This is a genomic window from Tepidibacter aestuarii (assembly GCF_934924865.1).
Taxonomy (GTDB): domain Bacteria; phylum Bacillota; class Clostridia; order Peptostreptococcales; family Peptostreptococcaceae; genus Tepidibacter_A; species Tepidibacter_A aestuarii.
Genome location: NZ_OW235315.1, coordinates 901,728 through 916,996, shown reverse-complemented (window position 1 = coordinate 916,996; position 15,269 = coordinate 901,728). Strand labels below are relative to the sequence as shown.

The 15,269-nt window shown below is 28.9% G+C and carries 13 protein-coding genes; 2 read left to right on the top strand and 11 right to left on the bottom strand.

What is annotated here, in order from left to right; translation table 11 throughout:
- Positions 1-25: 25 nt before the first annotated feature.
- From M2214_RS04395 to M2214_RS04385, 3 genes are read right to left on the bottom strand one after another with little or no spacing between them, the layout of a single operon-like run.
- Positions 26-1,408, bottom strand: a complete 1,383-nt coding sequence (locus tag M2214_RS04395; RefSeq protein WP_248483193.1) for a HAMP domain-containing sensor histidine kinase — start codon at positions 1,406-1,408, stop codon at positions 26-28.
- Positions 1,408-2,097, bottom strand: coding sequence for a response regulator transcription factor (locus M2214_RS04390; protein ID WP_248483192.1), 690 nt, complete (start codon positions 2,095-2,097; stop codon positions 1,408-1,410). The genes M2214_RS04395 and M2214_RS04390 overlap by 1 nt, the downstream gene beginning before the upstream one ends.
- Positions 2,098-2,107: 10 nt before the next feature.
- Positions 2,108-3,442 (bottom strand): hypothetical protein, encoded by a 1,335-nt coding sequence (locus M2214_RS04385; RefSeq protein WP_248483190.1) that lies wholly within the window; start codon positions 3,440-3,442, stop codon positions 2,108-2,110.
- Between the two features lie 293 nt (positions 3,443-3,735).
- Between M2214_RS04385 and M2214_RS04380 the strand changes: the two genes are divergently transcribed.
- A complete protein-coding gene (locus tag M2214_RS04380) occupies positions 3,736-4,413 on the top strand; it encodes a DUF4163 domain-containing protein (RefSeq protein WP_248483188.1) in 678 nt (225 codons plus the stop codon).
- Between the two features lie 68 nt (positions 4,414-4,481).
- Here M2214_RS04380 and M2214_RS04375 read toward each other — a convergent pair whose 3' ends face one another.
- Both M2214_RS04375 and M2214_RS04370 read right to left on the bottom strand, forming a co-directional pair.
- Positions 4,482-6,434 carry a GTP-binding protein gene (locus tag M2214_RS04375; RefSeq protein ID WP_248483186.1) on the bottom strand — a complete coding sequence of 651 codons (1,953 nt, stop codon included), beginning with the start codon at positions 6,432-6,434 and terminating at the stop codon, positions 4,482-4,484.
- A gap of 108 nt (positions 6,435-6,542) precedes the next feature.
- Complete coding sequence (locus tag M2214_RS04370) at positions 6,543-7,505, bottom strand: hypothetical protein (RefSeq protein WP_248483184.1); 963 nt, start codon at positions 7,503-7,505, stop codon at positions 6,543-6,545.
- A 173-nt stretch (positions 7,506-7,678) separates the two neighbouring features.
- On the opposite strand from M2214_RS04370, the gene M2214_RS04365 reads away from it, so the two are divergent.
- Complete coding sequence (locus M2214_RS04365) at positions 7,679-8,698, top strand: threonine aldolase family protein (protein WP_248483182.1); 1,020 nt, start codon at positions 7,679-7,681, stop codon at positions 8,696-8,698.
- Between the two features lie 70 nt (positions 8,699-8,768).
- On the opposite strand, the gene M2214_RS04360 is transcribed toward M2214_RS04365, so the two are convergent.
- The 6 genes from M2214_RS04360 to M2214_RS04335 all read right to left on the bottom strand — a co-directional run bounded on the left by M2214_RS04360 (position 8,769) and on the right by M2214_RS04335 (position 15,267).
- Complete coding sequence (locus M2214_RS04360; RefSeq protein WP_248483180.1) at positions 8,769-9,191, bottom strand: hypothetical protein; 423 nt, start codon at positions 9,189-9,191, stop codon at positions 8,769-8,771.
- Between the two features lie 24 nt (positions 9,192-9,215).
- Positions 9,216-9,719 carry a peptide deformylase gene (locus M2214_RS04355; protein WP_248483178.1) on the bottom strand — a complete coding sequence of 168 codons (504 nt, stop codon included), beginning with the start codon at positions 9,717-9,719 and terminating at the stop codon, positions 9,216-9,218.
- 400 nt (positions 9,720-10,119) lie between these two features.
- Positions 10,120-11,208 (bottom strand): ornithine racemase Orr, encoded by a 1,089-nt coding sequence (orr, locus tag M2214_RS04350; RefSeq protein WP_248483176.1) that lies wholly within the window; start codon positions 11,206-11,208, stop codon positions 10,120-10,122.
- 11 nt (positions 11,209-11,219) lie between these two features.
- Complete coding sequence (locus M2214_RS04345) at positions 11,220-12,578, bottom strand: GlmL-related ornithine degradation protein (protein ID WP_248483174.1); 1,359 nt, start codon at positions 12,576-12,578, stop codon at positions 11,220-11,222.
- 71 nt (positions 12,579-12,649) lie between these two features.
- Positions 12,650-14,863, bottom strand: a complete 2,214-nt coding sequence (gene oraE, locus M2214_RS04340) for a D-ornithine 4,5-aminomutase subunit OraE (RefSeq protein ID WP_248483172.1) — start codon at positions 14,861-14,863, stop codon at positions 12,650-12,652.
- 26 nt (positions 14,864-14,889) lie between these two features.
- The gene (locus M2214_RS04335; RefSeq protein WP_248483170.1) at positions 14,890-15,267 is read right to left on the bottom strand and encodes an ornithine aminomutase subunit alpha; all 378 of its coding nucleotides are present in this window, start codon (positions 15,265-15,267) and stop codon (positions 14,890-14,892) included.
- Between the last annotated feature and the right edge of the window lie 2 nt (positions 15,268-15,269).

The following is a 15,269-nucleotide window of genomic DNA, read 5'->3' as shown; positions in this document are numbered from 1 at the left end:
ATTACTTTTTGTAGTTACAGCTAAATTAAGCTTTAGGTATTTTTATAGTTACTTTTGTTCCTTCTCCTTCGATACTTTCAATATTTAACTCTCCCTTATGCATATCTACTATTTCTCTACATATTGCTAATCCAATTCCACTACCCGATTTTTTAGAGTTTCCTTTATAAAACTTATCTGTTACTTTAGGTAAATCTTCTTGTGATATTCCCATTCCATTATCCTGTATATCTATTAAAATAAATTTATCACTACATATAGTTTTTATAGATATTACTTTATTCTCCTTTGAGAATTTTATTGAATTATCTATAATATTTATAAATACTTGTTTTAATCTATTTATATCTCCTTTTATATAACACTGCTTTTCATCTAAATCTAAAATACCGTTTATATTTTCTTTTTTTAATCTCTTCTTAAAATAATTATAAATAGATATTATTAATTTATTTATATCTATATTTTCTAAATCAAGAGTTATTTTTCCAGATTCAAATTTAGAAAAATCAAGAAGTTCTTCTACCAATCCAGTTAAACGTTTAGATTCATCATATATAATTTTTAGTCCTTCTTTTTCTTCTTCATTATCAACATCACCTGTCAACATAATTTCACTCCAACCCTGTATTGATGTAAGAGGAGTTCTTAGTTCATGTGATACAGAAGATATAAATTCATTTTTTATTAGATTAGTTTTTTGGATCTCATCTGACATGTAATTTAACGTATCTGCCAATTTTCCTATTTCATCTTCATTTCTTTTGATAGCTTTTTTTGAAAAATCTCCTAAAGCTATTACTTGTGCAATATCAGTTAATTCCTCAATAGGATATACTATTTCTTTTGCTAAAAATGAACTAAATAAAAATGTTATAATAATTACAATAATACCAACTAACACTGTAACTATACAAATTTGAAAAAAAGTTTTATCAATATCATCTACAGAAACTATATATCTTAAAACTCCAGATATATTATCTAAATAATAAAGAGGAACAGATACAGCCATAATTTTTTCATTAGTTTTTTCATCAATTTGCTTTATAACTTTTTTGTTCCCTTTCAATGCCTCTTTTATATCTACTGATTCTATATGATCAGTAGAATTTAATCCATATGAATCTATAACCATTGTTTTATCTGAATTAACTACTTGCATATAAAAAGCTCTATCTTTTTCGTTATCTTCTAATATATACCTTGCTTTTTTATCTATTTTGTCACTTAATAGAAGCTTATTATAAAATGAACTAGATATGTTTGCTTTATTTATTAACTCATTTTTAACACTTTCAAAATAATAGTTTCTTACATTAACCAAAAATATTATCTCTAAAATCAAAACTATGCTTATAATAATGATCCCATTTTGTCTATATATACGGCTTTTTATGCTTTTCATTAATCAACACTCCATATATATCCGTATCCTCTAACTGTTTTTATATACTTTGGTTTTGAGGGATTATCTTCTATTTTTTGTCTTATTCTTCTTACATTAACATCTACAGTTTTTATATCTCCAAAATAATTCTTTCCCCAGACTTCATCCAATATCTCATCTCTACTTATAACTTTATCTGCATTAGTAATTAAAAGTTCTATAATTGCATACTCTGTTGGAGTAAGCGATATTAACTCATTAATTTTAATTAAAGATTTTTTATCTATATCTAATTTAAAAGGTTTGTACTCAACTATATTTATATTTTCTTTAACTGAATTTATATTAATTCTTCTTAGTAATGACTCAATTCTAGCTGCAAGTTCTTTAGGACTAAAAGGTTTTACAATATAATCATCCGCTCCACTTTTAAGCCCTATTACTTTATCATCTTCTTGTCCTTTGGCTGTAATCATTATAATACCAAGACCTGGATATTTTTTTCTGATTTTTTTACAAACCTCAAATCCATCTATATCAGGAAGCATTACATCAAGTAGTGCAACATCAATACTATTGTCTACTTTATCTAATGCTTCATCACCACTTTTAGCTTCTATAACATCATACCCTAAAGCTTTTAGTTTTATTTTTATAAATGCCCTTATTGAATTTTCATCTTCTAATACTAAAATTTTATTTTTCACAGAAGTTCACCTACTCAATAATATTTTTAAACATATTTTTAATAATTTCTTCATTTACAAAATACTTAGATTCTTCATTTATATCATATATTATCCCAATTACTATGTTCTTTTCATTTTCTTTTAAAACTGTATATTTTTGTTTCTTTAATAAATTTGGATTCCATTTATCTTTATCATAAGTCTCAATAGAAAAAATTATTTCACCATAATATTTATTGCTGTATAAAGGATAAAAACTTACTTTATTTTTGATATTATTATAGTAGTCTTCAATAACAATAAACTTATCTCGCCAATTACTTGGAATCTGTATTTTATATCCAAAATCATAATTATAATACTCACGTAAAACTAATTTAATATTATCTTCACCATCCCATTGATACCATATATTAATTGGAATTGAATTATATCTCCAATTGACCTTAGATATAAGGCCAATTTCTATTATATTATCATTATTTATATCTTGAGATCTAATCATATCTCTTCTAGCTGTTTTATCGTTATACTTTAAAACTTCGATAAGTTTATTATTCTTCATAATATATAAATTAGTATATGAAAAATATGTTCCCATATCAAAATCAATAAATATTCCTTTTTTATATTTAGATGCATTTCCTACATTCATTGTGCTGTAATAACTGTTGTTATCTATTAACAAATCATCAATAGCATTAAATTGTCCATTGAAGTAATTTAAAACTCTTATATTTGTAGAATTATCTTCTAATCTATTTAAAAGTATCAATTCATTTTTACCATCACCATTTAAATCATCTAGTCCAAATTCTCTATATTCAGTATCATAAATCGCATTATAATATCCAACATCATAAATTGTATTAAAATATCCATCATGATAAGAATATGCATATAATCTTTTATTAGTGCTACCTTTAGTATTATATCCTACAAATATATCCGGAAGATTATCTCCAGTTATATCTTTATATTCAACTAAATCTATACTATCCCCCCATCCTTCTATCCTATTTATCTCATGCCATTGATTATTATTTTTTTTGAGTATAATAATTCCATATTGACCTTCATCTTTATAAATATTTTTATCACTCTTATATAATAAAATCATTTCATCCGTTTTATCTCCATCTATATCAACCCTTCTAATAGATCCTTTATTCGTTTGACTCACAGCAAGTGTTAATGTCTCTTGTTCTGATAGAAAGTTAGATAGTATATTATTTATATCATTTGTATATTCTAAAGTTTTAGGTCTTTTTATTAAATCTGACGGAGATTTATAGACTTTACAACCTGATAATGAGAAAAGTATAATTATTACAAGCATAATTAAATTTATTTTTTTTAGCATAAAATCCCCCTTTTTATATTCTATTATAATAAAGACTACTAATTATTAGGTTACAACTAGGTTAAGGTTCCCTTTATTCTAATGCATAGCTTATATTGTCCAATAGTCCTAACTTACTTCGTTGACTAAAAATAGTTGCCACTAAAAAAGCCCTTCTATTATTTTTGCCCATATTTAGAAAAAAATAATATAGAGCTTTATTTAAAACACTGTAATCCAATTGTAACATTTTTTAATTAATTATAATATAAAATCAAGTTAAAACCTATATACTATGAAAGAGGAGATATATAATGAAAAATTTAAAATTATTATCAGTATTGTTAATCGTATTTATACTAGCATCAATATCAATTGGATGTACAAAAAAAGATGCTGTTAAATCTACAAATGAAGAGACCGTTATAAACAATAATTCTTACACAACTGAATCAGTTACAAATACCTTTGATACTAAAATTTATGAAGAAGATTTATCTTTAGAACTTACATACCCTCAAATAAAAGGACTAGAGAATAAAGAACTAGAGAACAAAATTAACGAAACTATAAAGGGTGAATTCCTAGGTATTCAAAGTTCTTTATGGGCAGAAGCTAATGTTGTTGATGAAAGTTTTGAAATAACATCAAAAACACCTGACATTTTAAGTATTAAATATAATTATATAACTAGCCCTGATAACATATCAAAGTATGAATTTTTCGAAACAATTAATATAAATATGAAAAACGGAAAATTAATAAGAATACAAAACCTATTTAATTCTGAAGAATCAGTAGAAAAAGTAAAATCAATTGTAGATAATATTATTAAGAATCAAAATTTTAATATTAAAAACCCAATAGGTAATACAAATATATATGAAAATATATATTTCACAGATAAAAATATGATTATTTATTATGAAAATGATGAGTTAGTTGAAATTGAAGTTCCACTAAACAAAATATTAGAATATATTAATATATAGTACATTATTTAATACACAAAATCCATAAATAAAAAAACTCGCTTTTAATACAGCGAGTTTTTTATTTATTATAAACAATGCATCTCTTTTTCTGATTTATCCCAAGTAACTGTATAGGCTTGTCCTTTTGAGCAAAAAATAGATGATGATGTATAGTCAAAGTCAGCATTTTTCTTATAATCAATTCTTTTTATAACTTCTTCCTCATTATGACAACGTTCATAACCAGCAAACAGCAAACTCATGCTAGCTTTTCCTTGTGTAAAGGCAATTAACTCTGTGCTGTAGTTCATAAAGGTAGCTACTGGTACGTTACCTGATATAATTGCTTTGTTCCCTATAGTTTTAGGTGCATCAAAGCTACCATATGATTTTTGTATATCTGATAAAACCCTACCTAAATAATCTAATTCCACTTTAATTTTAAAGTTGTAATAAGGTTCAAGTAAAATATTTTGCGCTTTTTCAAGTCCTTGTCTTAAAGCTCTATATGTAGCTTCTCTAAAGTCACCACCACTTGTATGCTTGTTATGAGCTCTACCTGTCAGCAAAGTTACTTTTATATCTGTTATAGATGAACCTGTTAATATTCCATGATGGTCTCTTTCATAAATATGATGACTAATCAAATTTTGGTTCCCAACTGTTAGATCATCAGTATGACAGTTATTTTCAAACTCTATACCATAATTCCTTTTAGTAGGTTCTAATTTAAGATGTACCTCTGCATAATGTCCCAATGGTTCGAAATGACCATACCCATTTACTACTGTATCAATGGTTTCTTTATATAATATTTCAGGTTCTCCAAATACCACACTAAAATCAAATCGTTCTTTAACCAATTGTTCTAATACCTCTAGCTGAATAATTCCCATAACATTAATGTGAATTTCTTGTAAAGATTCTTCCCATGTAACATTTAAAGAAGGATCTTCTGAGTTCAAAATTCTAAAACATTTTAATACATGTTTTATATTTAAAGAATAATCAAATATAACTTTAGACTTTAAAGTTGCCACTATTTCATAACTAGATTTTTCTCTCAAAGTTCCCAAACCATCCCCTATTGATGGAACTGTTAGCCCAGTTACTGCAAAAACTTGCCCTGCTGATACTTTCTCAACAGTTTTGAATTTATTTCCATTATAAACTCTTATCTGAGTTACTTTTTCACAAATTTTGTTTTCTTCATCACTATAACTTAACTCATTTCTTACTTTTAATGTTCCACTCAGACATTTAATATAAGTTACTTTAGTTCCATTATTTTCATGACGTACTTTATAAACTCTGGCTGAGAAAGAATCTTCAACAGAATAATCTGTGAATGTTAGCTCATGTATTTTATCTAAAAATTCAACTATACCTATATCTTGCAAAGCAGAACCACTAGAACATGGAAAGATTTTATTTTGCTTTATCATATTTTTCATATTATTTAACCATAAACCCTTTTCAAAACTATCTTCCATATATTTTTCAAGAAGTTCTTCATCTCTCTCGGCTATAAATTCTATGAGTTCTTCTTTCATTTCATCTTTATTAAAGGTCTCTGTTATATTACAAATATCATCTGTTAAGTTCAATTTAATTTCTTTTAATACCCCTTCAACATCTGCACCAACTCTATCAACCTTGTTGATGAAGAAAAAAGTAGGTACATTATGTTTTCTAAGTAGCTGCCACAGAGTTTCTGTATGACCCTGTATACCTTCAACTGCACTAATAATAACAATGGCATAATCCATAATTTGAATTGATCTTTCCATTTCTGATGAAAAGTCTATGTGTCCAGGAGTATCTATTAAATAATAATTTGAGCCTTTGTAAGACATGTATGCTTGGTCTGAAAACACTGTAATTCCTCGTTCTTTTTCTATATTATGACTATCTAAAAAAGCATCTTTATGGTCTACTCTACCTCTTTGCCTAATACTTTTGGTATGATACAGAATTTGCTCAGCAAATGTAGTTTTACCAGAATCTACATGTGCTAGTATTCCAATTGTTTTATTCATTTTGGCACCTCTATTTAATTAATATCAGACATAAAAAATTCGTCTAGTCGCTACATCCCTTGTGTATAAAAAAGTACCTACTTTAATTTGTAGGTACTCCCATATATTTTAATAATAATATTCTTCAATTTTTTTAGATACTTCATCAGATAATTTAAACTTCAAATTATTAACCTTTTTAGCAGCCTCTTTATCATCTACCTTTAACACATACTCATATTCAGACAATAAATTATCCATTTCTTGAGATACATATTTCAAAATTTTTAGATCGCTTGCTTTAAGTTCTTCATATGTATTCTTAACAATATCATCTACTTTTCCAGTTTCATAATCTACAACATTGCTGAAGTGATCAATTCTTAGTAAAGCTTCTACGTACCATCTCATCATATTTTTTAAATCATCTTTGTTTTCAAAATCTTTATTTTCTCTAATAACTTTTTCAAGCATAACTGCTCTATCTTTTATTTCTTCAAAGTCAATACTTACATATTCTTCAACAAATGTAGGGTTCTCTAACTCTTTCTTTTTTAATTCGTAATATGGTTTTAATCTTTCAGAAAGGTAAGTAGCAAAAGTATCGTTAATCATTGAATAATCCATAGCTAAGTAATAACTTCCTTCTAACATTTCAAATGTATAACCTGAAGCTACAGCATCCATTACTTCTTTCTTTATATTTTCGTCTTTAATTGATTCTAAGTTCAACTTATAACTTTCATCCATAGTATCGTTAACTGCGTTAAAATATTCCATTGAATTAAATTTATCAAACAACTTATAGAAATTATCTTTTAATAATACTTCATACTTCATAACCATCTTATCTGCAGTTTCTTCATCAGCCTTATCTATATTATCTAAGATAAATTTTTTTAACTCTATAGTATTGTTTGATTCTAATTTTTTTGTGAATTCAGCAAATATCTTTTCACTAACTTCTTTTTTATCTTCTTCAACGTTATTTTCTACTTGTGTACTTTCTTTTGATTCTTCTGTATTAGCACAACCTGTCAAAGCAGTAGCTAAGCAAAGTAATAATGATGCTCCTATTGCTATCTTTTTCATTCCAATTTTCTCCTTCCAAGTTCTTTATTATGTATTTTATAATTATATAATATCAAATAATCTTGTCACTTACTATTTAATTTGATTTAAAACTAGTTGAAAATTCTTCTATTTTTATCTATACTGTAATCAATTGAAAATTCAATAAATTTAAATACTAAAGGGGGATTACTATGTATAGCTTCAAAAATGACTATAGTGAAGGTGCTCATCCAAGAATTTTAAATGCTCTAATAAAATCAAATATGGCTCAAGAAGAAGGATATGGATATGACCGCCATACACAGAGTGCAGTTTCCAAAATAAAAAATCTAATACATAATCAAAATATCGATGTTCACCTGATATCTGGAGGAACTCAAACAAACCTTACAGCAATTAGCGCTTTTTTAAAACCTCATGAAGCTTGTGTATCTGCTAATACAGGTCATATTGCAGTTAACGAAACTGGAGCAATTGAATATACCGGACATAAAGTGATTACAATAGATTCAAACGATGGTAAAATAGTTCCCGAGAAAATCCAGGAAGTATTAAATTCTCCTTTAAATGAACATGTTGTAAAACCAAAACTTGTATATATTTCTAACCCAACAGAACTAGGTACAATATACACAAAAGAAGAACTTAAAGCTCTTAATGAATTTTGTAAGTCTAATAACCTTATATTATATGCAGATGGAGCAAGATTAGGTTGTGCTATTTGTGCTCAAAAATCCGATTTAAACTTATCAGATATGTGTAATTTTACAGATGCATTTTTTATTGGCGGAACTAAAAACGGAGCCCTTCTTGGTGAAGCCTTAGTAATAAAAAATGAAAATTTAAAAGAAGATTTTAGATATCATATAAAACAAAAAGGAGCTCTCCTTGCTAAAGGAAGACTTTTAGGAATTCAATTTGAAGAATTATTTAGCGATAACCTTTTTTTTGAGCTTGCTAATCATGCTAATGAAATGGCATATCTTTTAAGGGATGGCTTAAAAGAAGCAAATTGTAAGTTTTTAATAGACTCTCCAACTAATCAAATTTTCCCTGTCTTAGAAGATAAAATAATTGAAAGGCTAGAGAAAAAGTTTAACTTTTATACTTGGAAAAAAATAGACGATAACCATTCTGCTATTAGATTAGTTACATCATGGGCCACTAAAAAAGAAGCAGTACTAGAGTTCATAGATGAATTAAAAAAATAAATTAACAGTAAAATAGTCAACCTTGCGGTTGACTATTTTAACGCTACATTAAATTGTCTTTAACCTAAATTTATGTAATATTATCTTTTTTGTATACATAATCTAAACTATATTTTTCTTTTTTCTTTAAAAATACTACATCCCAAAAAGAAATAGCAAAAGCTCCCCCAACAGCAATTGAGATTGCACTTAATAAACCACTATTTGATATTTTAAAGTAATTGCAAATACAGTTTATTAAACTAAATAATATAAAAAATTTAGCAAACCTAAATACTCTTTTCTTAAAATCTCGTCTATATAGCTTTCTTATATTAATAACACTTACGATTAATATATATATTAGATATAGTACAGTGCAGCCTAGATATATCCACATAAATTTAGTAGCAATCCAATTGTCTATTCCTGTGTAAGCAATACATAGTGCTATTATAGTTTCAATACCATATATTGCAGTAAAAATTTTGGTCAAATTTATATTTTTTCTCATATTTAGTCCTCTTTCTTTCTCTTTCTAAAAACAGCCTATTTTATTTTTATTTATTCTAAACGACTTGTTATCAATTGCCCTTTGAACAGCCAATATACCATCAAGGTGGTCATATTCATGTTGTATTAATTCTGACAAGTCCCCTGTAGGCTCTAAAATACAATCATTCCAATTCAAGTCTTTATAGTAAACTTTGCACTTTTTATATCTATATAGTTTCACCTCTAGTCCTGGATAACTCATACAATCATCCCACATTTCAAATTTCTCATCATCAATAAACTCAAGTCTCGGATTTATTAATGCTATTGATTTACTATCAAAATTCATATATATTATTCTATAAAGCTCATTAATTTGAGGTGCCGCTATTGCTCTTCCAAACCCATACTTTTCTCTAAAATCCATCATTGTATCATGCAAATCTTTAACTATTTCTTCAGCCTTATCAATTTCATTTTTTGAAACTTCTTTACATATCTCATATAAATTTTTATTTCCTAATAACAATATTTCTTTTATAGCCATACATTCCACCCCTTTTTATCTTTATATCTATTAATAATTAATTGTTATAATTTAACTTTTAAGGTTTATAATACATATTTATTATATTCTTTCGTTATTCCTTTGTAAACAAGCCCTTTTGATTATATAATCAATCTATAAAAATCTTACTCCCATATATATAACTCAAAACAAAAATGATGCTTATTAAAATGTTAGCTACTTCTTTGTTAATGTTTTACTATAAAACTCAGATTGAGTCTTTGAAACATCCGTTAAAAAGCTTTTTTGTTTGACTCTAGGGAGTTTAAAAGTTTTAGGATATTTCATAAGGCGTAATCTTTAGTTTTATTAAAACATTAACTAAGTAGCGGTATTTTAATAAGCATCATTTTTCTCTTAACCACTATATATTATATTTTTATACATTCTCTGCTAATTTTTCTTCACACTTAAATATCTTATTAACATATTCACTAGTATTAGCTGCCATTAATGCTCCGTACTCAAGATTAAATTCTATAGTATCTCCTACCTTATAATCTTTCTCACTGTCTGTAACATCAACTATTAAATGATCTGAGCTTGCTCCTAATATTTCTTGTTTTGGATCAACTGTACTCATTCCATCTAAATTAATATCTTGCTTTCCTATTCCTACTATAGCTCTTTTTCTAATTCCCTTATCTTCATAATATGGCTTATTTCCAAATGCATCTACTCCTATCTCTCCGATTGGAATAGATGGTTTTTCTTTAAGCTCTACAATCTCACATACTAGCTTAAATGCATCTTGGTAAGCTCCTTTTATATCTTGAGAATAAGCTGACTCTTTTCCAAGAGCTATAGCTTCCCCAAGTCTTAAGTTAGTAACTTTATCAGGCATCTCATCTTTATCTAGTAGATGTAATGAACTTGAATTTCCTCCAGATATGAAAGATAGTTTAATATCGAATTTTTCTTCTATCCTTTCTCCAAGCTCACATAACCTTCCTAAATTTTTCTTTGAAGGTATTACAGCACCATAGCATGTTAAATTAGTTCCAATTCCAACAAATTCTATATTTTCAAACTTTAAAATCTTTCCTACAACTTCAAATAATTCTTCTTCTTTAAAATAACCCTCTCTTAAATCCCCAAGGTCTACCATTAAAGCTATTTTGTGCTTCTTATTTAGTCTTGCACAAGTTTCATCTATCTTTTCTATAACTTCAAGTTCAGAGTTAAGACTTATATCAGAATACCTTACTACATCTTCAATTTCTGTAAGCATAGGTATTCTTATAAGTATTTTTTCAAGTTCTATATTATCAAGTTTTTTTAAATTTTTTATTCTCGAATCTGCTATATATTTAACTCCACTGTCTTTTAGATAATCTACAATCTCAGGAAAAGCACAATATACTTTTGTAACTACAGCCGTTTCTATATTATGTTCCCTACATTTTTTACTAAGCAAACTTGCATTATGCTTTAATTTGTCAAGATCTATCTCTATTCTCGGATACAATACTATCCCCCCTATATACCTAAACTCTTTTTCATAAGAAGTAAAGCCGATTTAGGATGTCTCTTTGATAAAACTCCTAAAGAGGCCATAATATAATCATTATCAACAAGTATCTCAGCTTCCTCTGATGGAAACAACTTTGTCTTTGTTGTATTTGATTTTGCTATTGACTTCATTATGTCAATTCTTAGAGGTAACCTAGTCAAAGCTCCACCTGTTCCTACTATATACTTAACTTCTGTTAAGTCCTTTCCTTCAGCTATAGATGTTCTGCCTCCTGCACCATATAAATCTCTAACTATACCAGCATGTCTTTCACATGCTCTTAATGTAGCTTCTTGAGCTAATCTTTCAACAAACTTTATTTGATCTTTAGTTTTTGGTATAGGAAGATGGTTATCTATTAAACCTTGTATATCCATTCCCAATTCTTTAGATAATTTATCATTACCTATTAACTCAACTATATTTTTCATATTTATATATACTCCCAAATCACCTTCTACAGTTCTTTTTGCTAAAGGCTCCGGGCTTAAAAGTATTCTACTTATCTTGTCACTTCCATCTGTAACTGAATGTAAATCTGTTGTTGCCCCTCCTACATCGAACACTATTAAATCTCCTATTTCTTCATAAAGTAGTTTTGCACTCTCCATTACAGAACCAGGTGTTGGTATAATAGGTCCATTTACAACTTCTCTAACATGTTCCATTCCAGGCGCATGTATTATATGGTCTTCAAAAGCATCCTGTATTACTTTTCTTGTTGGATCTACATTTAATAAATCTATCTTAGGATATACGTTATCGACTATATATAATTTTGATTTCATATCTTCAAATATTAGTTTGATCTCTTCTTGATTTTCTATATTTCCAGCATAAATAATAGGTATATTAAGATTCATATTTGCTATAAGTTCTGCATTGTAAATTGCAGTATCTCTTTCTCCAAAATCTACACCGCCAGCTATTAATATAATATTTGGTCTAGATTCTTTTATTTTCTTTAAATCGGTTCTTCTAAGCCTTCCTGCTGTAACATTATGTACAATAGCTCCTGCTCCAAGAGCTGCTTCCTTTGCAGCCTTTGCAGTCATATCATATACTAGACCATGTACAGTCATCTTAAGTCCACCAGCTGCACTAGATGTAGCAAGCATCTCTTCATATTCAATCTTACCTTCACCTAAGCTTTTAGCAAGACTATCTATTGCTCCATTTAATCCAATCCTTACATCACCTTCAAGAACCGAAGTAGGTGCTTGACCTTGTCCTATGAATTTAGGGTTATCTGTGTTTATATCATTAAATGCATTTACAACAGTAGTTGTACTACCTATTTCAGCTACTAAAACATCTATTTTCACACGTTTCCCCCCTTTAATATAATTAATTAAGTTGTGCGAAGTACTTCGCACAACTTAATCATTCAAATATTTTAAGCTTCAGCTAATTTTTCTTTTCTCTTATTTACAAGGAATGTAGCTACGTGTATTCCTCTATCAGTCTTTCCAAATCCAGCATCTACACCTTGTTTAACTGCTATTTCAGGAGTAACTTGAGTTCCTCCACAAGCTATCATAATTTTATCTCTTACTCCTTTTTCTACTGCATATTCATGAAGCCTCTTCATATTCTTATAGTGAATATCATCGTGACTTATTATAGTTGATGCAAGTACTGCATCTGCATTTAACTCTATTGCAGCATCTACAAGTTTTTCTATTGGGCAAGAAGTTCCTAAGTATTCAACTTCAATTCCCCATTTCTCTATTCCACCATGTTTAATATCTATAACCTCACGAAGACCAACTGAATGCTCATCTTCTCCAACAGTTGCAGCAACTACCTTCATAGGTCTTTTTTCTATCTCACTCCAAAGCTCTTCATCACTCATAAGTTCAGGCTCTGGTGGTATTTCAAGCTTACTTATATCAACATCAGCATCTAATTTACCTTTTACTTGTACTCTTGTTCCCTCTGATGGGTGCATCATTTCAACATGTATAACCTCAGGGTCAATAAGATTCATCTTCTTAGCAAATTCAACAGCTGCAAATTCAGCTACTCTGCTGCTAGTTGGAAGGAATAATTCAACTTGAACAGTTCCATCAGCAAGCCATTCTACTTCAGGTTTAACAAAGTTTGAATTTCTATACTTTTCACTTTCATCTAGACGGCTGAATACGTTATCATTTTCATCAAGCTCATCTATATAAACTATTTTGTCAGGATCTTCAAACGTACATCCACCAATTAACGAAGATGGATTATCTACAGCGCTCTCATCATATTGAGCAACGTTATTGTATCCAAAGTGTGCAGTTACAGGAGCCATATAATCTTCATCTCTTTCGAATACATATCCTGCACCTATTCCACCGTTTATTTTTCTAGCTATTCCATCTCCATTTCTCTCAGGATACATTCCAGAGTCTACAAAAAATCCTTTTTCTACTGCTTCAAAGTATCCTCCAACTTCAAGCATTTCTTCCATATATAAAATAGCTCTTTCTTTCAATTCTCTAACTGTATCTCCTAAGTATCCATCCCTTTTAAGTTCAACCATCTCAAGTAATCCATCAAGACCTACTAGGGTTTGCTTAGCTGTATCACATGCTTCTATGTTGTACATATGCCATGGCACATTTCTTCCCTCATCAGGAGTTATAGTAGATTGAATATCCGCTCTAGTAAGCTTAGATATCATCATATTCATAACATGAGTCACAGTAGCCTCTCTTGAAGAAGATGTAACATACTTAGTATTTTGTTGAGCTCTCATTCTATACTCATCAAACAAATCTCTTAAAGCAACAGCATAAGGTAAATCATACTTAATACATGGAACTGGAGCTGCTGATGGAGGTACAGTTGATAAACATATATCTTCTTTTTTCATACCTACTTTATGTGAGAATATAGAGTTTAGAGCATGTTGTACCATAAGCTCTGGCATAACCTTCCAAGCATCTCTTGCAGTTGCATTTGCATTGTGAGCACCATCTATTTGAGCTATATCTGCCCAAACCATAATCTTCTTAGATTCAGCAGCATCAATATAAGATCTTATCATGTTTATATTTCTATATAATACGTTGTATTGTGGATCTTGATGAGCCCCGTTAACTCCCTCTTCTGCAAACATTACAGCTATATCAGGACCAGCTACTCCTGATACATAAGAATGGTAGTTTATAGGTCTCCCTACTTCTTCTTCTATTAAATCAACAGCTTTTCTTTGAGCTCTAACTTGCTTTCTTGTAACAGGAATACCTCCTATACCTTGAGGCGATCCTTCTATTAAACCATCATAATGAGATTGACCAGCCGTTCTAATAACCATTAAATGATCTGCTCCATGCCATGCAGCCATTCTCATTCTTCTTATATCATCCTCAAATCTACCAGAAGCAATCTCTGTAGTTATAACTTCTTTAGGTTGAGGATCTAAATTTTCAAAGTACCTAACAGCAGCTGGTATTCCTATTGAATTTTTAAGAGCAGGTGAACAATCTGAATACTTATGGCCTCCCATTTCTATTTCTTTATTTTCTCTCCAAGTCCAACCTCTTCTTTTAGGTCTATAATTTTCTAAATCATCAAGTATATTTCTTATATCTAATTTTTCATTAACATCTAATTTTTTCATATTTTTTCTTTCCCCCCTTTTAATATCTATAAAGTAGCAGCAGCCTTGTCTTTCCCAAATACCTCAAGAGCATAATCCCAATACTTGCCCTCTATCATACTAAGACCAGCTTCTCTAATAGATATATTTTTATCTTTAGCTACTCTATACACTATGTGTCCAACTCCCTTTCTCATAAGATTTCTATCCATAGCACCATCAACTAAAGGCTTAGCTTCAAGGCTTGAAAATCCCATTCTAAGAAGAACAGATCTTTCTACCGATGGAGTTGTATTCTTTTTACCAAGATCTAGTAATGGATCTACTATTTTTCCAGCAAGTTCCCAAAATCTATCGTATAGTTCCTGATCTGACAAGTTAGCCAAATGTACTCTTCTTTCATTAAAATCATCTGCTCTTTTCAAAA